Annotated in this window: 23 protein-coding genes and 1 pseudogene; 15 read left to right on the plus strand and 9 right to left on the minus strand. The window is 42.7% G+C overall.

Features of this window, described 5'->3' with window-relative positions; genetic code table 11:
• Positions 1 to 217: 217 nt before the first annotated feature.
• From eat to eutC, 3 genes are all read left to right on the plus strand, one after another.
• A complete protein-coding gene (eat, locus tag AC0J5Y_RS07670) occupies positions 218 to 1,636 on the plus strand; it encodes an ethanolamine permease (RefSeq protein ID WP_475132124.1) in 1,419 nt (472 codons plus the stop codon).
• Positions 1,637 to 1,800: 164 nt separating this feature from the next.
• Entirely contained in the window at positions 1,801 to 3,195 is a 1,395-nt protein-coding gene (locus AC0J5Y_RS07675; RefSeq protein WP_475130160.1) for an ethanolamine ammonia-lyase subunit EutB, read from the plus strand.
• A 43-nt stretch (positions 3,196 to 3,238) separates the two neighbouring features.
• Positions 3,239 to 4,183, plus strand: a complete 945-nt coding sequence (gene eutC, locus AC0J5Y_RS07680) for an ethanolamine ammonia-lyase subunit EutC (RefSeq protein ID WP_475130161.1) — start codon at positions 3,239 to 3,241, stop codon at positions 4,181 to 4,183.
• Positions 4,184 to 4,415: 232 nt separating this feature from the next.
• Here the strand turns inward: eutC and AC0J5Y_RS07685 are convergent.
• Together AC0J5Y_RS07685 and AC0J5Y_RS07690 are read right to left on the minus strand one after the other, a co-directional pair.
• Positions 4,416 to 4,631 (minus strand): annotated as a pseudogene (locus tag AC0J5Y_RS07685) (integrase core domain-containing protein); the annotation flags it as partial.
• A 156-nt stretch (positions 4,632 to 4,787) separates the two neighbouring features.
• Positions 4,788 to 5,441 carry a TetR/AcrR family transcriptional regulator gene (locus tag AC0J5Y_RS07690; RefSeq protein ID WP_475130162.1) on the minus strand — a complete coding sequence of 218 codons (654 nt, stop codon included), beginning with the start codon at positions 5,439 to 5,441 and terminating at the stop codon, positions 4,788 to 4,790.
• 238 nt (positions 5,442 to 5,679) lie between these two features.
• On the opposite strand from AC0J5Y_RS07690, the gene AC0J5Y_RS07695 reads away from it, so the two are divergent.
• From AC0J5Y_RS07695 to AC0J5Y_RS07710, 4 genes are all read left to right on the plus strand, one after another.
• Complete coding sequence (locus AC0J5Y_RS07695) at positions 5,680 to 6,831, plus strand: acyl-CoA dehydrogenase family protein (protein WP_475130163.1); 1,152 nt, start codon at positions 5,680 to 5,682, stop codon at positions 6,829 to 6,831.
• An 82-nt stretch (positions 6,832 to 6,913) separates the two neighbouring features.
• Positions 6,914 to 8,122, plus strand: coding sequence for an acetyl-CoA C-acetyltransferase (locus tag AC0J5Y_RS07700; RefSeq protein WP_475130164.1), 1,209 nt, complete (start codon positions 6,914 to 6,916; stop codon positions 8,120 to 8,122).
• A 65-nt stretch (positions 8,123 to 8,187) separates the two neighbouring features.
• The gene (locus AC0J5Y_RS07705; protein ID WP_475130165.1) at positions 8,188 to 10,371 is read left to right on the plus strand and encodes a 3-hydroxyacyl-CoA dehydrogenase NAD-binding domain-containing protein; all 2,184 of its coding nucleotides are present in this window, start codon (positions 8,188 to 8,190) and stop codon (positions 10,369 to 10,371) included.
• A complete protein-coding gene (locus tag AC0J5Y_RS07710; RefSeq protein WP_475130166.1) occupies positions 10,364 to 11,422 on the plus strand; it encodes a CaiB/BaiF CoA transferase family protein in 1,059 nt (352 codons plus the stop codon). Before AC0J5Y_RS07705 ends, AC0J5Y_RS07710 begins: the two co-directional genes overlap by 8 nt.
• 36 nt (positions 11,423 to 11,458) lie before the next feature.
• Here AC0J5Y_RS07710 and AC0J5Y_RS07715 read toward each other — a convergent pair whose 3' ends face one another.
• Positions 11,459 to 12,364, minus strand: coding sequence for a LysR family transcriptional regulator (locus tag AC0J5Y_RS07715; RefSeq protein WP_475130167.1), 906 nt, complete (start codon positions 12,362 to 12,364; stop codon positions 11,459 to 11,461).
• A gap of 220 nt (positions 12,365 to 12,584) precedes the next feature.
• On the opposite strand from AC0J5Y_RS07715, the gene AC0J5Y_RS07720 reads away from it, so the two are divergent.
• The 3 genes from AC0J5Y_RS07720 (at position 12,585) to AC0J5Y_RS07730 (ending at position 15,002) form a co-directional block, all read left to right on the plus strand.
• Entirely contained in the window at positions 12,585 to 13,307 is a 723-nt protein-coding gene (locus tag AC0J5Y_RS07720) for a YoaK family protein (protein ID WP_475130168.1), read from the plus strand.
• 240 nt (positions 13,308 to 13,547) lie between these two features.
• A complete protein-coding gene (locus AC0J5Y_RS07725) occupies positions 13,548 to 14,258 on the plus strand; it encodes a pirin family protein (protein WP_475130169.1) in 711 nt (236 codons plus the stop codon).
• A 135-nt stretch (positions 14,259 to 14,393) separates the two neighbouring features.
• On the plus strand, positions 14,394 to 15,002 hold the full coding sequence (locus AC0J5Y_RS07730; protein WP_475130170.1) for a nitroreductase family protein: 609 nt from the start codon (positions 14,394 to 14,396) through the stop codon (positions 15,000 to 15,002).
• Positions 15,003 to 15,462: 460 nt separating this feature from the next.
• Here the strand turns inward: AC0J5Y_RS07730 and AC0J5Y_RS07735 are convergent, their stop codons facing one another.
• From AC0J5Y_RS07735 to hppD, 5 genes are all read right to left on the minus strand, one after another.
• Positions 15,463 to 15,642, minus strand: coding sequence for a thiamine pyrophosphate-dependent enzyme (locus AC0J5Y_RS07735; protein ID WP_475130171.1), 180 nt, complete (start codon positions 15,640 to 15,642; stop codon positions 15,463 to 15,465).
• A gap of 147 nt (positions 15,643 to 15,789) precedes the next feature.
• On the minus strand, positions 15,790 to 17,214 hold the full coding sequence (gene nhaC / locus AC0J5Y_RS07740; RefSeq protein WP_475130172.1) for a Na+/H+ antiporter NhaC: 1,425 nt from the start codon (positions 17,212 to 17,214) through the stop codon (positions 15,790 to 15,792).
• A gap of 92 nt (positions 17,215 to 17,306) precedes the next feature.
• Positions 17,307 to 17,648, minus strand: coding sequence for a 4a-hydroxytetrahydrobiopterin dehydratase (locus AC0J5Y_RS07745; RefSeq protein WP_475130173.1), 342 nt, complete (start codon positions 17,646 to 17,648; stop codon positions 17,307 to 17,309).
• A gap of 95 nt (positions 17,649 to 17,743) precedes the next feature.
• Positions 17,744 to 18,619 carry a phenylalanine 4-monooxygenase gene (gene phhA, locus AC0J5Y_RS07750; RefSeq protein WP_475130174.1) on the minus strand — a complete coding sequence of 292 codons (876 nt, stop codon included), beginning with the start codon at positions 18,617 to 18,619 and terminating at the stop codon, positions 17,744 to 17,746.
• A 204-nt stretch (positions 18,620 to 18,823) separates the two neighbouring features.
• Complete coding sequence (gene hppD, locus AC0J5Y_RS07755; protein WP_475130175.1) at positions 18,824 to 19,924, minus strand: 4-hydroxyphenylpyruvate dioxygenase; 1,101 nt, start codon at positions 19,922 to 19,924, stop codon at positions 18,824 to 18,826.
• 154 nt (positions 19,925 to 20,078) lie between these two features.
• Here hppD and AC0J5Y_RS07760 point away from each other — a divergent pair, with 154 nt between their 5' ends.
• From AC0J5Y_RS07760 to AC0J5Y_RS07775, 4 genes are all read left to right on the plus strand, one after another.
• Positions 20,079 to 21,008, plus strand: coding sequence for a LysR substrate-binding domain-containing protein (locus tag AC0J5Y_RS07760; protein WP_475130176.1), 930 nt, complete (start codon positions 20,079 to 20,081; stop codon positions 21,006 to 21,008).
• 190 nt (positions 21,009 to 21,198) lie between these two features.
• Entirely contained in the window at positions 21,199 to 22,395 is a 1,197-nt protein-coding gene (locus AC0J5Y_RS07765; protein WP_475130177.1) for an amino acid aminotransferase, read from the plus strand.
• A gap of 255 nt (positions 22,396 to 22,650) precedes the next feature.
• Positions 22,651 to 23,940, plus strand: coding sequence for a fumarylacetoacetase (fahA, locus tag AC0J5Y_RS07770; protein WP_475130178.1), 1,290 nt, complete (start codon positions 22,651 to 22,653; stop codon positions 23,938 to 23,940).
• 122 nt (positions 23,941 to 24,062) lie between these two features.
• A complete protein-coding gene (locus AC0J5Y_RS07775; protein WP_475130179.1) occupies positions 24,063 to 24,638 on the plus strand; it encodes a VOC family protein in 576 nt (191 codons plus the stop codon).
• Positions 24,639 to 24,702: 64 nt separating this feature from the next.
• On the opposite strand, the gene AC0J5Y_RS07780 is transcribed toward AC0J5Y_RS07775, so the two are convergent.
• The gene (locus tag AC0J5Y_RS07780; protein WP_475130180.1) at positions 24,703 to 25,563 is read right to left on the minus strand and encodes an IclR family transcriptional regulator; all 861 of its coding nucleotides are present in this window, start codon (positions 25,561 to 25,563) and stop codon (positions 24,703 to 24,705) included.
• Positions 25,564 to 25,735: 172 nt separating this feature from the next.
• Here AC0J5Y_RS07780 and maiA point away from each other — a divergent pair, with 172 nt between their 5' ends.
• On the plus strand, positions 25,736 to 26,380 hold the full coding sequence (maiA, locus tag AC0J5Y_RS07785; protein ID WP_475132125.1) for a maleylacetoacetate isomerase: 645 nt from the start codon (positions 25,736 to 25,738) through the stop codon (positions 26,378 to 26,380).
• Positions 26,381 to 26,435 lie beyond the last annotated feature (55 nt).

A 26,435-nucleotide genomic window follows, 5' to 3' on the forward strand; every position in this document is an offset into this window, starting at 1 on the left:
TAGTGCTTTTCCTAACTAATTTATTAGGGAAGTCAATTTTTTATGTGGCATAGAACTTGCCCCCTATGGAGATATAACAAGATTGTCACGTTTTAATCCAAGAGAGTTTGTTGTATTTATTTACAGAGTACTTCACATATTTTGATAATAGCTTACCAATTCATTATTAATTGGCTGAGCTTTGGAGAATGACATGTCTACAAACGCGAATGGCCAAATGAATGGCATAGCAGGAAATACTCAGGTTGAGAATGACTATTTTGCTAAAAGGCAACTCAAACAAGGCGCAGTCGGCTGGGTATTATTGATAGGGCTTGGTGTTGCCTATGTGATTTCTGGAGATTTTGCAGGTTGGAATTTTGGACTTGCTCAAGGTGGTTGGGGTGGTATGTTTGTTGCCACAATTGTGGTCGCTATAATGTACCTTTGTATGTGTTTGTCTATGTCAGAGATGGCGACAATGTTGCCTACCGCTGGTGGCGGTTATAGTTTTGCACGAACTGCTTTTGGTCCTTTAGGAGGCTATTTAACGGGTACAGCAATTTTAATTGAATACGCTATTGCTCCAGCTGCTATTGCCGTATTCATTGGTTCCTACTGTGAATCTTTATTTGGTATTGGTGGGTGGATGGTATATTTAGCTTGCTATATTCTCTTCATAGCCATTCACTTGAAAGGTGCTGGTGAGGCTTTGAAGATCATGTTTGGGATCACAGCTATTGCTTGCATTGCACTAGGTGTATTTATAGTAGCAATGATTCCACATTTCGATAGTACAAACCTTTTTGACATCGCAGTTGGTAATCAAGCAGGTGCAAGCTCATTCTTACCATACGGCTATATCGGAATTTGGGCTGCTGTGCCATACGCTATTTGGTTCTTTTTAGCGGTTGAAGGTGTACCCTTAGCAGCTGAAGAAGCCAAAGACCCAGCTAAATCATTACCACGTGGATTGATTGGCTCAATGTTGATACTAGCAACATTTGCGATTCTTATACTATTTTTGGGACCAGGAGCTGCTGGCGCAGATGCGTTGAAGGACTCAGGTGCCCCTTTAGTAGATGCTTTGGCTTCTGTGTATGGAAGTAACTCTTGGTTAGCAAGTTTTGTAAACTTTGTTGGTTTGGCTGGTTTGATTGCAAGCTTTTTCTCTATCATTTACGCCTACTCTAGACAGATATTTGCCCTATCTCGTGCAGGATATCTACCTAAGAAATTATCATTAACAAACAACAATAAAGCGCCTTATTTAGCGCTTATCGTTCCTGGAATCATAGGCTTTCTGTTATCGCTCACAGGTGAAGGTGATTTACTTATCCTTATGGCGGTATTTGGTGCAACCGTTTCATATGTTCTAATGATGGCATCTCATATTAAATTACGTTTATCTCGGCCTGATCTTGCTCGTCCTTATAAAACACCCGGTGGAATTTTTACTTCAGGCGTTGCTTTAGGTTTGGCATTACTTGCGGTAATAGCAGGATTGATGGTAGATCCTAAAGTATGGTTTATGGCTGCTGGTATTTACGTCGTATTTATCCTTTATTTTGTTATATTCAGTCAGCATCATTTAGTCAGCGGTACACCAGAAGAAGAGTTCGCGCAAATAGAAGCGGCAACTGATGAGTTGGGTTAAATTCAATGATTATGAAGTTGCATAAGTTAATTAGAAATTTCTCATAAGGCGTTAAGTTTCAACATAGTTGGAACTTAAGGGTTCGATAATTTGAAATAGATAGTTTCGTTGTCAACGCACATATTAGTGCCAATCAACGTGATTACGAAACCAAGGTGGTTAACATGGCATATAAACATAATGTAGGACAGCGAAACTACCAATTTAAAGACTTAAAAACATTGCTTGCAAAAGCATCACCGAGACGTTCGGGTGATGAGCTAGCTGGAGTAGCAGCCATCGATGTAACTGAGCGCGTAGCAGCGCAAATGGCATTAGCAGACTGTTTGTTAACTGACTTTCTAGATGACTTTTTAATTTCTTATGAAACGGATGAAGTCACTCGTTTAATTATGGAGCAACACGATCTTCAAGCTTTCTCTAAAATATCCAGTTTTACTGTTGGGGACTTAAGAGACTGGCTTTTAGGAGAGTCAGCGACCACAGAGACCATATCAGAATTAAAATACGCTTTTACACCTGAGATGGTAGCAGCTGTAAGTAAAATAATGCGTGTACAAGATCTTATCTTGGTAGCAAAAAAATGTCGCGTCGTCACTAAATTTCGTAATACCATCGGTCTAGAAGGATCTCTATCCACACGACTACAGCCTAATCACCCAACCGACGATCTGTTGGGAATTTCCGCAAGCATCATTGATGGATTGATGTATGGCAATGGTGATGCGGTCATTGGGATTAACCCTGCTACCGATAACATACAGAACCTGTCTGAATTATTGAAACTCCTAGATCATGTGATCTCTGAATACCAAATCCCTACTCAGTCTTGTGTCTTAACCCATATCACATCCGCCATACAGTTGATCAATAAAAACGTCCCTGTCGATCTGGTTTTCCAGTCCATCACAGGTAGTGAAAAAGCGAATACAAGCTATGGTATAAACTTAGCTATGTTAAGAGAAGGCTATGAAGCTGCCACCAGTCTTAATCGTGGCACAGTAGGTCAAAATGTCATGTATTTCGAAACAGGTCAAGGTAGTGCGTTATCCAGTAATGCTAACTTTGGCGCTGATCAGCAGACACTTGAAGCTAGAGCTTATGCTGTAGCAAGAGAATTTAAACCCTTATTGGTTAACACAGTGGTTGGTTTCATTGGACCTGAATATCTCTTCGATGGCAAACAAATCATTAGAGCAGGACTAGAAGATCATTTTTGTGGCAAGCTTCTTGGCGTACCTATGGGTTGTGATATTTGTTATACCAATCACGCTGACGCAGATCAGGACGATATGGATACTTTATTGACCTTGTTAGCCAATGCTGGGATTAATTTTATAATGGGTATTCCAGGATCAGACGATGTCATGCTCAATTATCAAACAACTTCATTTCACGATGCCCTATACATTAGACAACTTCTTGGTCTCACCCCTGCCCCTGAATTTGCGCTTTGGCTGAGTAATAACGACATCTATACCCAATCTGGGACTAGCATTGATTGGTCAGATAAACCGTCTGCCTTACTGTCAGGAATAATGGGTAGTAAGCTTACTTAAGCTAGCGTATAGAAAACGTCGATAAACCATAAAGAGAAATGCTATGTCCATTGATCATTCGCAAAATAAGACATCACTGACTGTTAAAGATCATTTCAAATCAGATACAAGCAGTTCTAGTGATTTAGTCCACTTAGATCCTTGGGAAAAATTAAAACAATATACGGATTCTAGAATTGCTTTAGGGCGTGTGGGTTGTAGTGTTCCCACTAAGCCCTTACTCAAGTTTCAACTTGATCACGCTGAGGCTAAAGACGCTGTCCTGCAAGGCTTAGATGTTGATTCTTTAATAGCTAAGCTTTCTGAACATTGTCGTTCATCTATAGTAGAGCTAGATTTGAAAGTCTTTACAGAGGGTTCGAATGAGACAAATAGCCAAGTCAATCAAATAAGCGATAGTTTGACAATACTGAGAGTAACAAGCCAAGCACAAGATAAATCTGAATATCTGAAACGTCCGGATTGGGGAAGACTTCTTAGTATTGAATCCGCTAAGCAATTGGAATTATTTGGTAAAGACAAGTGTTATGATGTTGCTATCGTTATGGGAGATGGTTTATCAGCAAGAGCAATAGCTGAAAATGCTCCAAAGCTTGTTGCAGAACTCATCTCGCTTTTTAATGATAAAGGTTGGACTATCGCACCCTTAGTTATTGCTACAGGGAGCCGTGTCGCTTTAGGTGATCAGGTAGCCGAACGTCTTCATACCAAAATGCTAGTCATGCTTATTGGAGAACGTCCAGGTTTAAGTTCTCCTGATAGCTTAGGTATTTACTATACTTGGGATGCTCAATCTTCAAGCCATGATGCTATGAGGAATTGCATCTCTAATGTGCGTACCGCTGGCCTTCCAACAAGAGTCGCAGCAAGCCGTCTCTTAGCATTAATGGAAAAATCTTACGACCTCAAGTTATCTGGGGTTGAGCTAAAAGATGAGCAGGAACTACCAGTATTAGATAAAGATCAAACAGCGATTAAACTATTATAAAAGGTTTATCTTAATGGATAGCGATATCCCTATTATCCAATAAGATATTAAAGCCGCTAAAGATTCAGCAATTGATCTCTTTTATTCAAAGCCACTACGCTTAGAGGGTATGCTGCTAAGTATGCTTAGAAAAAGCCTGCTTCATACCACGCAAAAATGTAAAGGTATGCTAAATTCAATTGTCCGATAAACCTGAACCGCCCCGACTATATCGAAGAGTGTTTTACTTAAGTCAGGCAGCAATGCCTGACAGGATTAAATTATCATAATACCGCTTTTCAAACTCAAAAGGTGACACATAACCAATCGTGCTGTGTAATCGTGTTTTATTGAACCAGTCCACCCATTCAAGGGTTGTCAGTTCAACATCATTAACATTAGTCCAGCTCTGCTTTAAATAATCAATCACCTCAGACTTATACAGTCCATTGACCGTTTCAGCCAATGCAGTAGTTGTCCGAGCAGTTCTATAGCAAACTGAGATTAATAACAGTAATGACCCTTTTTAATGTTAAGTTTACTGGAATGACTGTCTAACGATAAAAGTTAAGATTAGAGACGCTATGAGAAAGTCAGGTTCTGATATGGTCTAGGCGATAAATCATTATACTTTCTCTGTTTCAGGCTTAGATATCGCCCGCCACAAAATCACAAACAGCGCGTCAAACTCTTTATTTATCGGAGCATGGCTTTGACGCATGATATGCATAAAGCCTAAACGACTGATAAAGCCCATGAATACATCAAATAGAATGTATAGCGGCACGCTGTCGTTTAATACCCCTCGTTTCTGCCCATCTTCAAGCACATCTAAAAATGCGCCAATAAGCTCTTTATTCTCATAAATAGCAATACTACGAATGCGTGATACCGATATCGAGGACAGTACCATCACTGCATCAGGATGGCTGTCGACAAAATCAAAACAGACCCAAAGTGTCTTACGCAATCGATCTTTGACGCTATCAATCCCTTGTAAATGGTCCATGATCCGCGTCGCCAACCTACCAAGCACGATATCCATAATGATATTAAACAGGGTTTGCTTGTCCCCAAAATATTTATAAAGCGTTTGCAATGAAACGTTGGCAGACTTAGCGATTTGCGCCATCGTGACTTCACTAGGGTCGAAGCCTGCGAACACTTTACGAACCGCTTGTTCAATCTTATCCAAGGTGGCAGGTCGCATATCTGACAAGGGCGCTAAATGTTGAGAGGTCTCAATACCATCCTTTTGCTTGACCGCCTTCATTATCATTACTATTTACTCCCTTTTAATCTACTTGGACTAGAGTCAATCACTTTATTCAATGAGCCAATTTTATCTAAGGTAAGATGTATTACCATTTATTTTAAACGTATTGAATAAAGCATTTTGGTCATCTAGTATATCTTATACAAGTTTTTATTTTAAAGAGTTTTTAATACCTAACTAAAGGGTAATATAAATTACCCTAGATTCAATTTCTATATAATTACTGTCAAGGATAGACAACATGAGTATTGAAGCCTTTGCCTCGAACTGGATGACCGAAGAACATAGCATGGTGTATGACAGTGCTTTGAAGATGTTTAAAAGCTGGGAAGATAAAGATGAGCAGTGGCGTGAAAATGGCATGATCGACCGCGCAGCTTGGCACGAGGCGGGCGAGATGGGCTTTTTATGTGCGTCAATGCCTGAAGAGTACGGCGGTGGCGGTGGTGATTTCGGTCACGAAGCCGCTATTTTGTTAGCTCAGGCACAGGCTAACCAAGCTGGTTTTGGCGGTATGGTTCACTCAGGTATTGTAGCACCGTATATCTTAAAGCATGGGACTGAAGAGCAGAAACAAGCATGGCTCCCTAAACTGGCCACGGGCGAATCTGTGGGCGCTATCGCGATGACTGAGCCAACGACAGGCTCTGACTTACAGGCAATCAAAACCTATGCGGTAAAAGATGGTAACGACTACATTATCAATGGTTCAAAAACGTTCATTACTAACGGTCAGCATACCAACCTTATCGTTTTAGCTTGCAAAACGGATCGCGATCAGGGCGCTCAGGGGGTGTCTCTGATTGTCGTCGAAACGGATGGTTTAGAAGGCTTTGAGCGCGGTCGTAACCTTAAAAAGACTGGGATGTCCGCTCAAGATACCTCAGAGCTGTTTTTTAGCAATGTCCGTGTGCCACAGAAAAACCTATTGGGCGGTATAGAGGGTTTTGGCTTTATTCAAATGATGCAAGAGTTGCCACAAGAGCGTTTAATCATTGCGCTAAGCGGTTGCGGTGCTATCAAGCTGGCGCTAGAGTTGACACTTGAATACGTAAAAGAGCGCGAAGCCTTTGGAAAGTCGATTTGGAAGTTCCAAAATACTCGCTTTAAGCTCGCTGAAGTTCAAGCTGATTACCTAGCAGTAAGAGCGCTATGTGACTCTGCTGTTGAAGCGATGATCAATGGCACTCTAACTGCACCGCAAGCGTCATTAATTAAGTATTGGGTAACTGAAAAACAGTGCAAGGTCATGGATGAATGCTTACAGTTATTTGGTGGTTACGGCTATATGACAGAGTATCCGATCGCTCGTATGTATGCGGATGCTCGCGTCCAAAAAATCTACGGCGGCACTAATGAGATTATGAAGGAGTTGGCTTCACGCTTTATGTAGTCGCTTAAGATTGCGGAACGTACGTTCTCCTCAACACTTCATTATTGAACACATATCCAATGAAATATTAAAGGGACTTATTATGACCCAGACCGCTTATATCTATGATGCCATTCGCACTCCACGTGGCAAAGGCAAAAAAGATGGCTCCCTCCATCAGGCGTCACCTATCTGGCTGGTTCGCACGCTACTACAAGAGATGCAGCAACGCCATAATTTAGATACCAGTTTGGTAGACGACGTTATTTTGGGCTGTGTAACACCAGTCGGTGAGCAAGGTTCTGATATTGCACGTATCGCCGTTATCGACGCCGATTGGCATGAGAGCGTGGCAGGGTTAACGCTGTCACGCTTTTGTGCGTCTGGTCTAGAGTCAATTAACCTTGCGGCAACCAAAGTCATGTCTGGCATGGAAGACTTAGTCGTTGCCGGTGGCGTTGAATCAATGAGCCGTGTACCAATGGGTATGGACGGCGGCGCTTGGTATATGGATCCACGAGTAAACGAGGCGGTTCAGTTCGTACCTCAAGGTGTTGGCGCTGATACCATTGCTACCTTAAAAGGCTTTAGCCGTAAAGACGTTGACGATTTTGCCTCAGAGTCACATAGAAGAGCCGCTGCGGCTTGGGAAAAGGGCTACTACGATAAGTCAGTCGTTCCAGTCAAAGATCTAAACGGTTTATTACTATTAGATAAGGACGAAACCATTCGTCCAAATACGTCAGTAGAAACTTTGGCTGGCCTAAACCCATCATTTATGATGCCAGGTAAAATGGGCTTCGATGACGTTATTCTTGATAAATATACGACTATTGAATATGTCAATCATGTTCACCATGCGGGCAACTCTTCAGGCATCGTTGATGGCTCAGCATTGTGTCTTGTGGGTAGTAAGGCTGCTGGCGAAGAAGCCGGTCTAAAACCACGCGCCAAAATCATCATGGCGTCTGTAATTGGCTCAGAGCCAACCATTATGTTGACTGGCCCTACCCCTGCCTGCCAGAAAGCACTGGTTAAGGCTGGTATGACTGCTGCAGATATCGACCTATGGGAGATTAACGAAGCCTTTGCTGCTGTACCTCTTAATACTGCTGATGATTTTGGTCTTTCACTTGATATCGTCAATGTTAATGGCGGCGCTATTGCGATGGGTCACCCACTAGGTGCGACAGGCGCGATGCTGCTGACCACGGTGCTTGATGAGCTTGAGCGCCGCGATCTAAAAACAGCAATGATTACCCTATGTGTGGGTGGTGGTATGGGTATTGCGACTATCATTGAACGTGTATAAGCCTCAAGTATGACTGATCTACTCTAGATACGGACATAACTTATGCATCAAAATAAGGATATCAAATGAGTACTAATAGTGTAGATGCCATCAATATATTAAATCATTTTTCTGCCCAAGCCGATAACGGTATTATCACCGTTACTATCGACCAAACCGATCGTAAGATGAATGTCATTGGTGATGGCTTTAATGACGCCTTTGCCACACTGACTGATGCTTTTGTCAACGACCAAGAAGCAAAAGGTTTGATCCTAACGTCTGGTAAATCAACCTTTGTGGTCGGCGCGGATATTGACCAACTGGCTACTATTGAAACTGCTGAGCAAGCGTTTGACTTGGTTGAGGAGTTAAAAACTAGCCTGCGTAAACTTGAATCGTCAGGTAAGCCAGTGGTTGCTGCCATTACTGGTACGGCATTGGGTGGCGGCATTGAGCTTGCTTTAGCATGTCATTATCGTATCGCAATCGACTCTCCAAAGACCGCGTCTAAAACCAAGCTGGGTCTACCTGAAGTCAAGCTTGGTCTATTACCTGGTGGTGGCGGTACTCAGCGTCTGCCACGCTTGATCGGTATTCAAAAAGCACTTGAGCTGATGACGCAAGGCAAAGCGCTTAGCCCGCAGCAAGCGCTTGACATTGGTCTTATCGATGATGTGGCTCATGATAATGATGAGCTTATCAGTAAGGCAAAAGCGTGGATTACTAAAAATCCAAAAGCGCAGCAGCCTTGGGACAAAAAAGGCTTTAAGATCCCGGGTGGCGACAGCAAGCATCCTAAAATAGTGCAAGTATTTTCAATTGCGCCAGCGATGGCAAATCAGAAGTCGCACGGCAACTATCCTGCCATTACCCATATTTTATCTAGCGTATTTGAGGGCTGCCTAACCGATATCGATAATGGTCTTAAAATCGAATCACGCTTTTTTGTCGCTTGTGTATTATCAGACGTGTCTAAAAATATGATAAACACCCTATGGAAGCAGCTAAATAGCATCAAAAAAGGTCAGTCACGCCCAGAAGGATTTGAGCGCTCAAAAGTGAGCAAAGTCGGCATACTAGGTGCTGGCATGATGGGCGCTGGTATCGCTTACGTCTCAGCCAAAGCGGGCATGGAAGTGGTGCTATTAGATACGACTATCGAAGGTGCTGAAAAAGGCAAAAACTATTCTACTAAGTTGTTAGACAAGGCGATTAGCCATGGTCGTTCAACACAAGAGAAAAAACAAGCACTATTAGACTTTATTAAAACCACAACGTCTTATGATGATTTAGAAGGCTGTGATTTAATCATCGAAGCGGTCTTTGAAGATGTGGACATTAAAGCAGAATGCACGCATAAAGCTGAAGCCGTTATTCCAGAAACTGCCGTTTATGCGTCAAACACGTCTACATTGCCTATTACTGAGCTTGCAAAAGCCAGCAAGCGTCCAAACCAGTTCATCGGTCTACATTTCTTCTCGCCAGTAGATAAGATGCCATTGGTTGAGATTATCGTGGGCGAAGAAACCGATGATGCCACTTTGGCTAAAGGTTTTGATTATGTCGGTCAAATCGGTAAGACACCGATCGTTGTCAATGATAGCCGCGGTTTTTATACCTCTCGTGTCTTTGGGACTTACGTATCTGAAGGTATTGCGATGTTGAGTGAAGGTATTCATCCTCGTAGTATTGAAGTGGCAGGTATGAAATCTGGTATGCCGATGCCGCCACTGGCTCTGCAAGATGAGGTGTCACTAAGCCTATCATTACATGTCATGCAGCAAACCAAAAAGGCGTTGGAAGCAGAAGGTAAAACCTTTACCCCACATCCTGCCATGCCCGTGGTAGAGAAAATGGTTAACGAGCTTGGCCGTGAAGGTAAAAAAGTTGCTAAAGGCTTCTATGACTATCCAGAAAATAGCGAAAAGTACTTATGGCCTGAGCTCACTGAATTCTATCCAACGACAGATGAGCAGCCGACTCAGCAAGACTTGGTAGACCGCCTACTTTACGTGCAAGCCAATGAAACCGCAAAGTGTTTCGAGGAAAACGTCGTACGTACGGTAGCTGATGCAAACGTAGGTTCAATCTTCGGTTGGGGTTTTGCACCGAACCAAGGTGGTACGTTGCAATTCATCAACTCAGTAGGTGTTGATAAATTTGTTAAACGTAGCCGTGAGCTTGCTAGCAAATATGGTAAGCGGTTTGAACCGGCTCAAATATTAGTGGATATGGCTTCAAGTGATGAGGAGTTTGTTGATGGCTAATCAAGCGGATACTATGAAAAACTGCCTACAGGGGTTACGTGTTGTTGATTTGACGCGCAACCTCCCAGGACCATTTGCGACTAGACTGCTTTCTGACTTGGGCGCGGATGTTATTAAGATTGAACCGCTTAATGGTGATCCAGCTCGCGCCTTTGGCGAGCTGTTCACCGCATTAAACCATGGTAAAGAGACTCAAAAAGTTGATTTTCGTGATTCAGCAGGTATTGAAACAATCAAAACACATCTTAGAGATGCCGATGTGATGCTTGATAGTTTTCGCCCCGAAGTATTAGAAGGGATGGGACTGGATGCTAAGACTCTGCATGCTATCAATCCAAAGCTGGTCATGGTATCGATTACGGGTTATGGCGTTGTTGATGGCAAAAGCATTACTCATGATTGGGCTAATAAAGCTGGTCATGATATCAACTTTCTGGCGATGAGCGGCGTGCTTGATCAACTCAAAACCGCAGATGGTGGTCAAGCAATGCCTAATATCCAGTTTGCAGATTTGGCAGGCGGCAGTGATACGGCAGTCATTACCCTTTTGGCTGCTGTGTTCTCAGCACAGCGTACTGGAAAAGGCCGTCACGTTACGGTCAGTATGACCCATAGCTTGTATCAGCATCTGGTCATGCCAAAAGCAACTGGTAAGTTGGTTGCAAGCTTCTCTGGTAAAAACCCAAAGCCGGAGCATGATTTTTTAGGGGGTCTACTACCCTGCTATCGTTTGTACAGAACAGCAGATGATCGTCATATGGCAGTCGGCTCTTTAGAGCTAAAGTTTTGGCAAGGTTTATGTGACGTATTAGAATTATCTGAGCTCAAAACTAAGCATTGGCAAATGGGTGTCATGCCCAATACCAGAGACAGCCAAGAAGCAGCGCAAGTGGTCGCTGATACCTTTGCCAGCTATGGTCTTGCTCACTGGCAGCAGGTTTTTGAATCGGCAGATGTGTGCGTTACGCCAGTCCTTACACTAGAGGAAGCGCGCGCGCATCCTTTATTTACGCACCAAGATGAGCATGGTGCAACATTGGGCTGGCAGTAAAATAATTACTCACTTAGTTAAGAGCAATAAACAAAGTTAAAAACGATCCCAATAAGGATCATCGCCAAAACGCTCAGCGATAAAATCGATTAGATAACGGCAGCGCTGCGATAAGAAACGGTTTTTAGGATAAACAGCATAAGCATTTAAAGTCGGCAATTGATACTGTTGCATGATAGGCACAAGTGCACCACTGGCTAAGGTTTTGTAAGTAATAAAATTGGGCAACAAAGCGATTCCATGATTTTTTACCGCCATTTCTCGTAAAAAGTCGCCATTATTGGCCTTTGTCTTTGAGTTGATAGCGACTTGGTGCTTTTTACCTTGCTCATCTATGAGCTCTATCGTGTTGGATTTGTTTAGACCGTATTGTAAAAACTCATGCTTGGCAAAATCTTCTAATGTATTTGGTATACCCATTTTACTCAGATATTCAGGGCTGGCACATAAGGTATAGCGAATCAGTGCCAGACGTTTGGCTTGATAGCTCGAGTCCTGCAACTCTCTAATACGAATCCCCAATTCAAACCCTTCTTCAACCAAATCTGTATGCCGATCAGAGAAATCGAGCTCAAAATTCAAATTGGGATGCTGATTGGCATATTCATCAATGACATCATTTAGATGCATCAAGCCAAATGACAATGGTGCAGTCATTTTTAAGATACCCTCGATACGCGTGGGCGCACCACTGGTTTCTTCGTTTAGGGCATCAACTTCGCTCAGTATATTGTTCACCTTTTGATAATAATGCTCACCGGCTTGGGTTAAGTTAGATTGGCGCGTGGTCCGGCTAATAAGTTGACTACCCAAGCGCGTCTCTAAATCTTTGAGGCGACGACTAACCGCTGATTTGGCAATATTTAATTGCTCAGCGGCTTTTGTGATGCTGCCGGCTTCAACAATGCGCACAAACATTGCCATATCTTCTAATTGTCCCATATAAGATGCTCCTTGACTGTTCTCTAAATAAGAACTGTTATTTGCGATTATTACGGTTTATCTATATCTGGTCAATAATTAAAATATGAACACTGCTTAGGTACATATATTTTTGTTTATGGTGAAGGCGCTTATTCAATAGATAACCGTAGTACGCGCAGATAACTGCAAATAACTAAGAAAACGGGAATTAAGAGTACATCTAGGGCAACTAATAATTATGATAATTAATGATCACAGCACTGCCAGTGATAACTTGCCAAGCTTTTGGCAGCGCTACCAAACGCCTGTGTTATTGACAGTGGTCGGCGGCGCGATTGATACCATCGGTTTTATCACCTTGTTTGGTTTCTTCACCGCACATGTCACGGGTAACTTGGTGATGGCGGGCAGCGGTTTGGTCAAAGGTGAAGCTGGTCTATGGATTAAGCTTGCTGCCTTACCGTTATTTATTTTAACGGTGATGGTGACCAAGATGTTTATTGACCATAGTAAAAATAAACAGCTCACGCTGAGTCATTTATTCTTAGGGGAAGCATTTTTTCTGACCGCTTTTATGATTGCTGGTTTGTACTATCAGCCTTTTGTCGATGCTGGTGATATAACCGTGGCGATAACAGGTGGATTAGGCTTAATTGCGCTGGCGATTCGTAATACTGCTAGTAAAACGGTGATTAAGCATATGAGTCCGACAGTATTGATGACGGGTAATACTACACAACTGGGTATCAATCTGACCGATTACTTAGTCAATCGCACAGCCGACAATCGCAAAAAACTGGCACACAGCTCAGTATTGGTATCTAGCTTTTTAGTAGGCGCATTAGTGGGTGCGTTGTTATATATGCAGCTAAGTTTTTGGGCGGTAGGCTTATTTGTTTTGCCCGTGCTGTATCTATCAGTTAGAGCGCGTGATAGAGACTTTTTACAACATATTGCATAATATATTTTTGGGCTTAATAGCAACCGTTTATGCAACTGACCCTGTTATAAAGTTAATGGTTTCACTATGAATATGTGACGCTATCCCTACCATCCAATTGTTCTAAAAACAAGAATAGTTAATTGCAGTTAACGTTGTTTATCTATCAGAGGACAACAATTATAATAGACTTATTGTTTAAATAAGTTAACTAATAGTAAATTTGTAGATATTTAACCTATTAATATCTAAGGATAAATTATGAAAATGATCTATCATGCAGCAGACTCTCGTGGCAATGCCAACCATGGATGGCTAAAAAGCAAGCACACTTTTAGCTTTGCTAATTATCATAATCCAGAACGCATGAGTTTTGGTGCCCTACGCGTCATCAATGACGACTGCATCATTGGTGGTCAAGGCTTTGGTAAGCATGCGCACCGCGATATGGAAATTATCAGTATTCCTTTATCGGGTAAGCTCGGTCACGGCGATAATATCGGTAATAATGGTATTATCGAAACGGGCGAGATTCAAGTCATGTCAGCAGGTACTGGTATTACTCATAGTGAGATGAACGGCGATGATAAAGAAGATGTAAAACTCCTACAGATTTGGGTCATCCCAAATAAGACGAACGTCACGCCTCGCTATCAGCAAATCCGTATGGATGATATTATAAAGCCAAATGAGTTCAATCAAGTATTGTCACCTAATGCTGACGATGCAGGTGTATGGATTCATCAAGATGCTTGGTTTAGCATGGGTGATTTTGATAAAGGCGTTACCCAAACCTATCAGCTAAAAGATCCTAACAATGGTGTTTATGTCTTTGTCATCAGCGGTAAAGTCGTCGTAAACGGTAACACTTTAGATATCCGCGATGGTCTTGGCATTTCGGACACCAAAAGCCTCACGATGGACGTCATCGATGATGCTAAAGTATTGCTAATGGAAGTACCAGTGAGCTAATGGACGCTTCAAGGCATTTTAATTTATCTATACTAAAGGATAATTATTGGAAGTTCAGATACTGGATATAACCATTAACAGTACCGATCATTTATTAGTTCCAATCAATTTATATTAACCATGTGGAGAAATACTATGTCAGACCTAAATACCTTACAACAACTTGCCGAAAAACGCCGTTCTGTCTATGCGTTGAGCAATCAATTGCCCGTCTCGAATGACGAAGTCGTTAAGTTGGTTGAGCATGCAATCTTGCATACGCCGTCATCGTTTAACTCACAATCGACGCGTGTTGTCGTATTGTTTGGGGAAGAGCATCAGAAACTGTGGAATATGACTGAAGAGACGTTACGTAAAATCGTTGGAGATGAAGAGAAGTTTAAATCAACAAAAGACAAAATCGCGGGCTTTAAGGCGGGTGCAGGTACAATCATGTTCTTTGAAGATCAAAGTGTCGTGAAAAACATGCAAGAAAACGCGCCGTTATATGCCGATATGTTCCCCATTTGGGCACATCAAACCAACGCGATGCATCAGTATGTTATCTGGACGGCTTTGGCCAGTATCGACGTTGGCGCAAATCTGCAACACTATAATCCTATTATCGATGACAAAATTGCTGAAGCATGGAATATTGACAAAGACTGGACGCTAAACGCTCAAATGGTATTTGGTGCTATCAAGCAGCCTGCAGGCGACAAAACGTTTAAGCCTATTGAAGATCGCATGAAAGTATTCGGTTAGTATCGTATATTTTTCAATACTAAGCTGCTCAAAATATAGACAATAAAACCGCTATGGAAATATCTTAGCGGTTTTATTGTTTTGACATTCTTTGAATTTAATCGTGCTTACAAGGCATTTATCACAGCAACCCATTTTCTCGTCATGATTTTGTATTGGCTTAAAGAAACCTCCTTGTTGGAGGCTTTTCAGTGTACAGATTTTGAGCATTATTGCAGTAACAAGATATGCTTTCTTTTTTGATAAGCCGATAGACCACCTGCACCCAACTTTCGACCAATACCACTTTGCTTAAACCCACCTCAGCCTGCTTCTGGCAATACTATTTGTTGCTCATTTATCTAAATATGACCTGATTGGATTAATGTCATTCCAGAAGGTTTTAACAGTACGGTACAGCCTGCAGCTATGGCTAAAAATGCGGCGTCTTGATATTAACTCCAACCAGTGGCAACCCACCCTACTCCATGTAATGACGAATTTCGCCATAGCCTTGATGGTTCCAAAGGAGGACAATCAGTGGCAGCTCAAGCTCGGCGGCGTAGATGAGTTCTGCAATCGCAAACTGAGTACCGCCAGCGCCAATCAGATTCACAACCGACGATTTTGAACCGATCATGGCGCCAATCGCGGCAGGCAAACCATAACCTAACAAACCCTGTTGACGAATTAAGCCATCGGCGCGTCGCCAGTTTTCAACATCAACTGCATTACATTCGTCAATTAGACTCCGTGCATGGCGGTCATATTCAACTGTGTCTTATCGATAAAATGCCGACACTATTATTTAATGAACTGCTTGTGCTTTTTGATGCTTACGGACGCTAGACCCATCTTTGCGCGTAATCGTTATCCCTGTAAAGCCAAACAATATCGTCAGTAGCAGTGATAAATAACAGAAGAACGCATAAGGCAGATAATCAAGCACTGGCACACCTAACGCTTGGCTGATAAACACACCGCACACACTCCATGGTACAAGTGGATTGATCACTGTACCAGCATCTTCAATGGTACGTGATAGATTTTTTGGATGCAAGTTCAAGCGCTCAAACGTCGGACGAAATGCTGTACCCGATAAAAGAATACTCAAATACTGCTCACCGATAAGGACATTGATACTGAGTGCTGACATGGCAGCAGCAAAGATAGCGCGTCCTGCTGTCGTTAAACTGTCTTTAATACCAGATAACAAGGCTGGTAAAATTCCCAATGCCGTCAGCAATCCTCCTAGACTCAGCGCCAATATCACAATCGCTTGAGTAAAGAACATACTTTGCATACCACCACGCGACAGCATACCGCCCACTTCACCAAGCTCCAATGACTCTGCGGATGTGTAACCTGCAAAGAAATAACCACCCAGCTGCCCAACTTTTGGTGTGCTATGCATATAAGTAATGATAATTGCTATAGCAATGGTACAAATAATGGCGTAAATGGCATTCACTCGAAGTAGCGCCAGCGCAATCAAGACCACAAATGGTAATACCGCATAACCATGTACCAAACCACTGTCAATCAATTGTCCTTTCAGCACCGTTACTTGACTTAAATCTGAGCCAGCCGTCTGTCCGGAGAAAAACCAAAATAGTATGACAGTCAATATCCATGCTGGTATCGTGGTATACATCATATTGCGTATATGCTCGAACAAATCGATGCCTACAACGGCTGAAGCAATGGTACACGTATCTGACAATGGCGACATTTTATCACCAAAAAATGCCCCTGATACCACAGCGCCTGCCGCTATCGCAACGTTAGCATCAAAGGCATCACTCATACCAATGAAAGCCACGCCAAGCGTCGCAGCAGTCGTCAAACTACTGCCCAAAGCGATACCAATAATAGAGGTCAACACAAAGGCGGAGATATAATAATACTGCGGCGATATCAGCTCAAAACCAAAATACATCAAGGTTGGAATAGCACCAGACATCATTAAGGCAGCGACCATCAAACCAATGAAGAAAAACAGATATATTGCTCCGATACCACGCATGACGCCAGTCGCCATTTGCGTCTGCATATCATCAAAACTGAGACCTTTATATAGACCAATGCCTAAAAGCACACAGATAGCAAGTATCAATGATAAATGTGGTACCCAGCCAAAGCCAATCATGGTAACGCCCATGATAGCAATGACAATGGCTGAAATCATAAATGCCAGTTGCGGTGAGATTTGGGTTAGAATTTTTGGAGGCATCACACATCCTTAGAGTGCCAGTAGCTTCTGGCATTAGGGTTTGATTTTAGGGTGACAAGTTTAATCAGTTGTTAGCAGTATTGCTACTCTGATTATTTGGTGAGTAAGCTGTCGGTCTTGGCTGCCATGACAAAGTCATTGCGATGCAAACCTCTAATACTGTGCGACCACCAAGTGACCGTCACCTTGCCCCACTCTACCAATATGCCCGGATGATGCCCTTCTACCTCAGAAATCTCAGCAAGCTCATTAGCAAATGCCATTGCTAAGACAAAATTCTTAAATTTATATTGGCGCTGTAATTGCTTGATGCCATCGATTTCAATCAACGTCCACTCTGGAATTTGTTGTAATAACTCTGTTGCTTCGCTGTCGCTGACTGTTGGTGCGCCAATACGGCAGGCTTCACAGCTGGCTTGTGATAATGTCGTCATGATAATATCCTTTTATTTTAACTATTGGTTTTTTAATGAATGTACGTCCGTGTTGACGTTGGTTTTTTTATGACTTATGAAAAATGGACTGTCTATTAAGCCGTTTTGATAGCATATGTTGGCTCAAACAGCCCTAAACTCATCGCCTTTTTTACAGCGCCCATAATGTCGCTATTCACGATATCAAATAACGTATCCAAATCATCAATTGCATAATAGATAGGCTGAATTTGGTCAATACGGTAAGGAGTGCGCAATACATCAATCAAATCAAACGCACGACAGTCCGGTTCATCGCTTAGGGCATAAATGGTTTCAGATGGTGAGCTTAAAATACCACCGCCATAAATCTTGCGGGTTTCTTTGGTCGCGCCCATTAGACCAAATTCGATGGTGAACCAATACAGGCGCGCTAAATAAAGACGCTCTTGCTGAGACGCATTGAGACCAAGCTTGCCATAAGTCTCATTAAAAGTTGCAAACGCAGGATGGGTCAGCAGCGGACAATGTCCGACGATTTCATGAAAAATATCCGGCTCTTCGATATAGTCCATATCATCAAAGCGGCGGATAAAGGTCGCAACTGGAAAGCGTTTATCAGCTAAGAGTTTGAAGAATTTGCCGAAGCTGATTAACGCCGGTACAGCAGCGGTTTGCCAACCAGTACTGACTTGTAATACTTCATCAATATCCTGTAGTTGCGGAATATGCGTACGCGATAGTTTGAGTTTCTCTAAACCCTCAAGATAGGCTAAACTGGCACGATTGGGTATTTGCTTGGCTTGACGTTCAAGCAGCGCTTGCCACATCGCGTTTTCATCGTCACTATAATGAATATGACCATGATTGTCTGGTTGACGCGATACGTAAGGTTGCTTCTTCTGAGTTAAATGATGAGTAGAAGCTTCAGTGCTTAATGCATTGCTACTGAGAGGCTTTGTGTACGCAGTTCTCTCTTGACGGCTTTCCATGCCTAGTTTCCTTGTGTTGCAATGAGTCTGATACCTTGGTATCAGTCATTTGCTTTATTTACTTTGTTCGCCTAGCTTTTAACGTTTATTATTAATAGCAGAGTAACAAAGGTAATAAGGACAAGATAAACCCCTTTCATCTTGCCCTTTTGATACTTGTTTAAAAGTGCTTTTTTAAAGGCATTCTTAAGAAATCTCTGACAATTATGGCGTTTCAATCTCTGTCTGACCAACCATGCCGCGGCGTACTTGGTCGCGCTCGATAGATTCAAACAATGCTTTAAAGTTACCTTCACCAAAGCCCTCTTCGTAATTACCTTTACGCTGGATAAACTCAAAGAATACTGGGCTACCTAAGATAGTTTCAGAGAAAATCTGTAGTAGCAGACGCGGAACATCGCCCTCGGTCGTACCATCTAACAAGATACCGCGCATCTGTAGCTCAGAGATATTCTCGCCATGACCTGGTAGACGCTCATCAAGCATCTTATAATAAGTATCATTTGGTGCCGTCATGAGCGGAATACCCATCTCTCTTAGCTTGTCGATGCTAGACAATAAGTCATCACTCAATAGCGCGATATGCTGAATACCTTCGCCATTAAATTGCATTAAGTACTCTTCGATTTGACCGCCGCCCTGTTTCGACTCTTCATTCAGTGGGATACGAATTTTGCCATCAGGCGCCGTCATGGCTTTACTGGTCAAGCCAGTATATTCGCCTTTAATATCGAAATAACGAATTTCGCGGAAGTTAAAGATACGCTCGTAGAAGTCAGCCCAGTACGCCATGCGACCACGGTAGACGTTATGCGTTAGATGGTCGATGACTTTGAAACCAAAGCCTTTTGGATGCTTATCGACATCAGGCAGATATTCAAAATCGATGTCATAGATAGAATTACCAGCCGTAAAACGGTCGATAAGATAAATGAGCGAGCCACCGATACCTTTGATTGCTGGTAGACGCAACTCCATCACCCCTGTTTTGACATCTACTGGCTCAGCGCCGTTTTCGATCGCCAAATCATAAGCTTGTTGGGCATTTTTTACACGAAAGCCCATGCTACAGGCGCCGGCACCATGCTCACCTAAAAAGTAGCTACCATGGCTTTTTGGCTCGCGGTTTAAGATAAGGTTGATGTCTCCTTGACGAAACAAGGCAACATCTTTTGAGCGGTGATTGGCGATGTGGGTAAAGCCAAGGTTGCGAAACAGCTCTTCGACAAGCTCAGGCTCTTGTGAGACGAACTCAACAAAATCGAAGCCTTGTAGGCCCATAGGGTTGTCAAATAAATCTGCCATTGTCATCATCCTTAATTGCAATTGGTGGTATAAAGCGCTAAAAATCAGCAAAAAATAAGTTTCATCAATCATTCCTATTGACGATGCATTTATATTAGATTAGCTTGATTTATAAGACTAATCGTATTTTTTGATTTATTTATCAGGTTTACTTATGAATATCAGCATTCGCCAACTTACCGCTTTTATCAAAGTCGCTGACAACGGCAGCTTTACTCGTGCCAGTGATCAGATGCATCTGACCCAATCTGCGGTCAGTGGATTGATAAAAGAGCTCGAATCTAGCCTTGGCATCGTATTATTTGATCGCACTACACGCCAGCTGTCGTTGTCGGCAGTTGGACGGCATCTATTGCCACAAGCTCGGCGCATCTTAAATGAGATGCAGCTGTTTGAGAATGAAGCCAGTAGCTTAACGAGCTTAGCGCAAGGTCAAGTCAGGCTCGCCGTATCACAGTTTGCGGCCTCTTCTATGCCAGCGGTTATCGCTCAGTTTGCCAAAGAATATCCTGAGATCAGCGTGTCTTTGCTTGATTGCTCAGCAGAAAATGTCTTAGCACACATTCAAAATATTGAGGTGGATTTGGGCGTGGGCACTGAGCTTGAATTTATGGAAGCTGAAGATGACATCAGTGCCGATTTGCTATATCAGCTGCCATTCTGTGTGGTCATGCCTGATAGTCATGCGCTGGCACATAAATCAGAAATTATTTGGCAAGATTTGATCGATACGCCGCTTATTACCCTGCAAGGTCCATTTATTGAGCAAGTGACCGCTGAGCTTGATGAGCGCATCGCAAACCACATACAACAAGCACGCTATAAAGTAAATTTTATGTCGACGGCGCTCGAGATGACCCGCCAAGGCTTTGGCATTACCTTGTGTCTGCCTTATATGCCGGAGGTGATAGACTGGGTCAGCGCCAATGGTTTACAGATGCGACCTTTGACGCAACCTGTCAAAATGCGTCGATTTTTTATTTATCAACGCTCATCGCGTGCCCTATCACCAGCCAGCATTGCTTTTAAGCATTTTTTGCAGCACTACTTTGCTAGCCATTTTGATGATTTGCAAAATATTTAACAGCCAGTTTTATATCCCTTATCAAAGCAATTTAAACTATGATCCAAGAAAAAATGATATCACTAGGCAAAAAAATGCATGAATTGGTGGGGATAATGGAATCTAACATTGAGTTAATACCCAAACTGGTTTATGCTTTTTAGCGCCTCAACTTATACCTTTGTACTTATATCCCTTGTAAGGAAAACACATGTTTGAACGTATCGATTACTATGCCGGCGACCCAATCTTAGGATTGATGGACAAATTTGCAGCAGACACCAACCCAGACAAAGTCAATTTGGGTGTTGGCGTCTATTATGATGAAGATGGCAAAATGCCAGTACTTGAGTGTGTAAAAACCGCTGAACAACGTATTGCTGACCCTATCTCGCCGCGTCCGTACTTACCAATGGCAGGTTTACCAGGACATCGCAAAGGCTGTCAAGAATTGCTGTTTGGTAAAGACGCTCAGATTTTACAAGATGGCTTGGTTGCTACTATCGCGACCATCGGTGGTTCTGGTGCGTTAAAAGTCGGCGCAGAATTCATCCACGAATGGTTCCCGCAGTCTAAGTGTTACGTGAGCGACCCTACATGGGGCAATCACATTGCGATCTTTGAAGGGTCTGACGTCGAAGTCGGTAAATACCCGTACTACGATACTGCTACTGGTGGCATCAAATTTGATGAGATGATCGCGTTTTTTGAGACATTGAATAAAGATGATGTTCTGCTGCTTCATCCTTGCTGTCATAACCCAACGGGCGTTGATTTGACTCGTGAGCAATGGGATACAGTCCTAAACGTCATTCAAGCGCGCGAGCTGATTCCGTTTATGGACATCGCTTACCAAGGCTTTGGCGAAGATATGGACAGCGATGCTTACGCCATTCGTAAAGCCGTCGATATGGGTCTGCCATTGTTTGTCAGTAACTCATTCTCTAAAAACTTATCGCTATATGGCGAGCGTGTCGGCGGTCTATCAGTCGTGTGCCCAACGGTAGATGAAACTGATCGCGTCTTTGGTCAGCTGAACTCTACGGTACGTCGTATCTACTCAAGCCCGCCGTCACATGGTGGTCGCGTGGTCGATATCGTTATGAACGACGAAGCCTTGCATGAGCAATGGGTTGGCGAAGTGTATGCCATGCGTGACCGTATCAAATCTATGCGCAGCAAGCTCAAATCAGTATTAGAAGAAAAAATCCCAGGTCGTAGCTTTGGTTACTTGACCGCACAAAACGGTATGTTTAGCTTCACAGGTCTAACACCTGAACAAGTTGCACAGCTACAAAGCAAGTATGGTATCTATATGGTATCGAACTCACGCATGTGTGTTGCCGGCTTAAACAGCAGCAATATCGACTATGTTGCCAATGCGATGGTTGACGTTTTAAAAAACTAATGTCCTAATCGCTTTTATTAAAAAATAAACGAAGGCTAAGTATCATTACTTAGCCTTTTTTCATGCGTTGGATTTCGTAATGGTGATATTTTTAGCAAAAACAATAACCAAATAGCTTTTCGTCTCGGTCAAAACTCAATCAATTTATAGAACGAGCACATAAAAAAACTTGCAATCGATTATGCTATAAATTACATTATACGTAAGTAGTTAATTATAACGTAATTTAATATTCGCTTTAGCAAGGAGCCGATCATGTCAACGATTGACAAAAACCTCTCATCTTTCCTCGATATCGCAACCGATTCTGACTTCTCTATTCATAACCTGCCTTATGGCATTTTTAGTGACAGCACCGACAGCAAACGTCGCGCTGGTATCGCTATCGGCGATCACGTATTGGATTTATCCGTACTTGAAACAGAAGGGTTATTGGGTTTAGACGGTGGTTCATATTTCGATAAAAACACCTTAAATGCCTTTATTGACTCTGGTCGAGATAACTGGACCAAAGCACGTCAAACCATTCAAACGCTACTCTCTAATGATTGCGATACCTTACGTGACAACACAGACTTGCAGCAAAAAGCCCTGTTTAAGCAAGCGGATGTCACCATGCACTTGCCTGTTCAAGTGCCCGGCTTTACTGACTTCTATTCGTCTAAAGAACACGCAACCAACGTCGGCACCATGTTCCGTGACCCAAATAACGCCCTATTACCTAACTGGACTGAGATGCCAGTCGGTTATAACGGACGCGCGAGCACCGTTATCGTCAGTGGCACGGATGTGATACGTCCATCTGGTCAGCTAAAGCCCAATGCTGATGATCGCCCTATCTTTTCGCCTTGTAAGCGTTTGGACTTTGAGCTTGAAACGGCATTTGTCGTTGGTAAAGGAAATAGCATCGGTCAACCGATTGCCGTAGACAATGCTATTGATCATATTTTCGGTATGGTTTTGCTGAATGATTGGTCAGCTCGTGATATTCAAAAATGGGAATATGTGCCGTTAGGTCCATTTAATGCCAAAACCTTTGCCTCTGAAGTGTCTCCTTGGATTGTGACGATGGATGCTTTGGCACCGTTCAAGATGCCATGCCCAACACAAGAACCAAAGCCACTTGCTTATTTAAACGAAAAAGACAGCAATAACAGCTACGATATCCATTTATCGGTAGAGCTATTGCCTGAAAATGCTGAAGAAGCAACGGTGGTTTGCGAAACCAATTTTAAATATATGTACTGGTCTATGGCGCAGCAGCTGACCCACCATACGATTACTGGCTGTAAAGTAGAAGTGGGCGATATGATGGGCTCAGGGACTATTTCAGGACCGACGCCTGATTCTTATGGCTCGATGTTAGAGATTGCGTGGAATGCGACCAAACCTATCACCCTACAAGGCGGTGAGACACGCAGCTTTATCGAAGATGGCGACACGGTAATCATGAAGGGCTATAGCGAAAAAGACGGTATTCGTGTTGGCTTTGGTGAAGTGCGCGGCAAAGTATTGCCTGCACTTACTTTTGATTTTGACAAATAGCATCTTTATATAACACAGGCGCGCAAACAGCAAATTTGAGCTGTCAGATAGCTATTGGTATATCGTTTATACATGCTGCCTGACAGTTAATCTGATAGCACGCCCATCAAAAGGAGTTTGATATGAGTTTTAAAATTGAAAAAATCCATCATGTCGCCTATCGCTGCAAAGACGCCAAAGAAACCGTTGAATGGTACAAGAAATACCTAAACATGGATTTCATCTTAGCCTTTGCAGAAGACCATGTGCCTTCGACCAAAGCCTTTGACCCTTATATGCATGTGTTTTTGGATGCGGGCAATGGCAATGTATTGGCATTTTTTGAAGTGCCTAATCAGCCTGAAATGGGCTTTGACCCTAATACGCCAAGCTGGGTACAACATCTAGCGATGAAGGTGAAAGACCGCGATGCCTTAATGGCAGCTAAAAAGCATTTGGAAGAAAACGGCATCGACGTGGTTGGTGTGACGAATCATGGCATCTTTCATTCTATCTATTTCTTCGATCCAAATGGACATCGTATGGAGCTTACTTACGACGATGTCACCTCAGAAGAAAAAGTTTCGATGATTACGGAAGAGATGAAATATGAGATGCTGGACGAATGGTCACGTACCAAACGCGCACCCGCTCATACTCAGTTTTTACATGCAGAGGAGTTGGCTGAAGCACGAGAAGTCGCGCCTGCCGGTGAGTAATATTTTTTAGCGTTTAGATTATTCTTTATAAAATAGCTAAGATCAGTTTTAGCTATTTTATGAGCTACACTATTTGATAACGCTGCGCTATCGCTAATATTTGCTCGACCACATTACGCTGCTCACTCATGGGCAACTGCTCTGTGGTACCAATGATAGTAATGGCATACTCCAAAGACAAACTTTCAACAGATAATTTGTCTTTGGAGTATAGATTCGCAGTGGTTGATAGCTGCGGTATGATAACGGGAATAGTAATCGCATTAATCCCCATTAACATATCACCAGTAACAGTCGCATAGCCTTGGGTACGAACCTTGGCTCGCAATTGGTTAAAGTGTTGCCATTTCTCTGTTATCGCCGGCTCTTGCTTCGCTTGCCATTCTGCGATGACCAAGGGTTTGATAAGGGTATCTGGCTGATAGCTTGCAAACAGATGACCTGTCGCCGATGTAGTCAAGGGCATACGCGATCCGATACGAGTAATAATACTAATAGCGCTATCTGGTTCAACAGATTGAATGATAATAGGTCCTTCGCTAAACCATTTAGCGATTTGTACGCCGCAATTTAGTGCATCTTTAATCTCATTGGCAATATATGTCAGTCGCTCTAAGATATTATTTTGATTAAACCCAGTATGCCCCATAGCTCCTAGCGCGCCCATTGCATGAACTCTATCACCAAGTCCATAGCGTCCATCACTGAGCTGGCGAGCATAGTGTTTACGAATAAGACTGACCAAATAACGGTGGCACTTTGCTGGATGCATTTGCATGGCTTGTGCAATATCCTTTAGCATCATCGGCTCGTTACAATCGATGAGCACATCTAATACTGACAACCCAATCTCAAGCGATTGTACGCCGCCTTGGTTTTTATTCATGGTAGGAAGATTTTCTATCAGGTTTTCAGCTACTGGCATGGTTTACTCTGTGAATGATTAACTGAATGCATTATCAATACAATATTAGAAAATTGAAATAAAGACTTAATGTCATAATCGGCATCTTTCACTCTTTAAGACATTAGTAAGCTCAGTAATTATAACCCTTTATCTTACTCACAACACAGCACAATAAAAGGAATACCTTATGATGATACTTTATGGCTACTTTCGCAGTAGTACTTCTTATCGTACCCGTATCGCCATGAATTTAAAGCAGTTAGATTATGATTATATTGCGGTTAATTTAGCAAAAGATGAGCAATTAGAAGCTGTCTTCCAATCTATCAATCCTCAGGGCTTGGTACCTGTTGTACAAGTAAATGATTTATGGTTGTATCAAAGTCCTGCTATTTTAGAGTGGTTAGAAGAGGTCTATCCTGAGCATCCTCTGTTGCCCAAAGACACAGCAGGTCGCATGCAAGTAAGGGCTTTGAGCGCTATGATTGGCTGTGATATCCATCCGCTAAATAACCGACGTGTTTTGCAGTATCTACGTAATGAGCTATCAGTAGATGAAGATCAAGTCATGGCTTGGTGCCATCGCTGGATGAGTGAAGGTTTTGACGCTCTCGAAAAACGCTTGGCACAAGACAAAACACGCGGTAAATTCTGCTATGGCGACAGCCCTACTTTTGCAGATTGTTATTTGATTCCGCAGGTCTCTTCTGCCGAACGCTTCAAAGTAGATCTCAGTGCTTATCCAAATATCGTTGCGATCGACGCCCACTGTCGAACATTAAGGGCTTTTGCCGACGCCGACCCTATGGTGCAGCCTGATGCACCAAATGCTTAATATAAGCTGTAAAAAGCCTCCGATTTAGGAGGCTTTTTTCTGTAAATATAGTGGT

This window comes from Psychrobacter sp. TS_SC_6 (genome assembly GCF_056156305.1).

What these genes read in the sequence shown, in the direction of transcription:
- eat (WP_475132124.1), top strand. Translation starts at nt 218, where the DNA reads ATGAATGGCATAGCAGGAAATACTCAGGTTGAGAATGACTATTTTGCT.
- AC0J5Y_RS07675 (WP_475130160.1), top strand. Translation starts at nt 1,801, where the DNA reads ATGGCATATAAACATAATGTAGGACAGCGAAACTACCAATTTAAAGAC.
- eutC (WP_475130161.1), top strand. Translation starts at nt 3,239, where the DNA reads ATGTCCATTGATCATTCGCAAAATAAGACATCACTGACTGTTAAAGAT.
- AC0J5Y_RS07690 (WP_475130162.1), bottom strand. Translation starts at nt 5,441, where the DNA reads ATGATAATGAAGGCGGTCAAGCAAAAGGATGGTATTGAGACCTCTCAA.
- AC0J5Y_RS07695 (WP_475130163.1), top strand. Translation starts at nt 5,680, where the DNA reads ATGAGTATTGAAGCCTTTGCCTCGAACTGGATGACCGAAGAACATAGC.
- AC0J5Y_RS07700 (WP_475130164.1), top strand. Translation starts at nt 6,914, where the DNA reads ATGACCCAGACCGCTTATATCTATGATGCCATTCGCACTCCACGTGGC.
- AC0J5Y_RS07705 (WP_475130165.1), top strand. Translation starts at nt 8,188, where the DNA reads ATGAGTACTAATAGTGTAGATGCCATCAATATATTAAATCATTTTTCT.
- AC0J5Y_RS07710 (WP_475130166.1), top strand. Translation starts at nt 10,364, where the DNA reads ATGGCTAATCAAGCGGATACTATGAAAAACTGCCTACAGGGGTTACGT.
- AC0J5Y_RS07715 (WP_475130167.1), bottom strand. Translation starts at nt 12,364, where the DNA reads ATGGGACAATTAGAAGATATGGCAATGTTTGTGCGCATTGTTGAAGCC.
- AC0J5Y_RS07720 (WP_475130168.1), top strand. Translation starts at nt 12,585, where the DNA reads ATGATAATTAATGATCACAGCACTGCCAGTGATAACTTGCCAAGCTTT.
- AC0J5Y_RS07725 (WP_475130169.1), top strand. Translation starts at nt 13,548, where the DNA reads ATGAAAATGATCTATCATGCAGCAGACTCTCGTGGCAATGCCAACCAT.
- AC0J5Y_RS07730 (WP_475130170.1), top strand. Translation starts at nt 14,394, where the DNA reads ATGTCAGACCTAAATACCTTACAACAACTTGCCGAAAAACGCCGTTCT.
- nhaC (WP_475130172.1), bottom strand. Translation starts at nt 17,214, where the DNA reads ATGCCTCCAAAAATTCTAACCCAAATCTCACCGCAACTGGCATTTATG.
- AC0J5Y_RS07745 (WP_475130173.1), bottom strand. Translation starts at nt 17,648, where the DNA reads ATGACGACATTATCACAAGCCAGCTGTGAAGCCTGCCGTATTGGCGCA.
- phhA (WP_475130174.1), bottom strand. Translation starts at nt 18,619, where the DNA reads ATGGAAAGCCGTCAAGAGAGAACTGCGTACACAAAGCCTCTCAGTAGC.
- hppD (WP_475130175.1), bottom strand. Translation starts at nt 19,924, where the DNA reads ATGGCAGATTTATTTGACAACCCTATGGGCCTACAAGGCTTCGATTTT.
- AC0J5Y_RS07760 (WP_475130176.1), top strand. Translation starts at nt 20,079, where the DNA reads ATGAATATCAGCATTCGCCAACTTACCGCTTTTATCAAAGTCGCTGAC.
- AC0J5Y_RS07765 (WP_475130177.1), top strand. Translation starts at nt 21,199, where the DNA reads ATGTTTGAACGTATCGATTACTATGCCGGCGACCCAATCTTAGGATTG.
- fahA (WP_475130178.1), top strand. Translation starts at nt 22,651, where the DNA reads ATGTCAACGATTGACAAAAACCTCTCATCTTTCCTCGATATCGCAACC.
- AC0J5Y_RS07775 (WP_475130179.1), top strand. Translation starts at nt 24,063, where the DNA reads ATGAGTTTTAAAATTGAAAAAATCCATCATGTCGCCTATCGCTGCAAA.
- AC0J5Y_RS07780 (WP_475130180.1), bottom strand. Translation starts at nt 25,563, where the DNA reads ATGCCAGTAGCTGAAAACCTGATAGAAAATCTTCCTACCATGAATAAA.
- maiA (WP_475132125.1), top strand. Translation starts at nt 25,736, where the DNA reads ATGATACTTTATGGCTACTTTCGCAGTAGTACTTCTTATCGTACCCGT.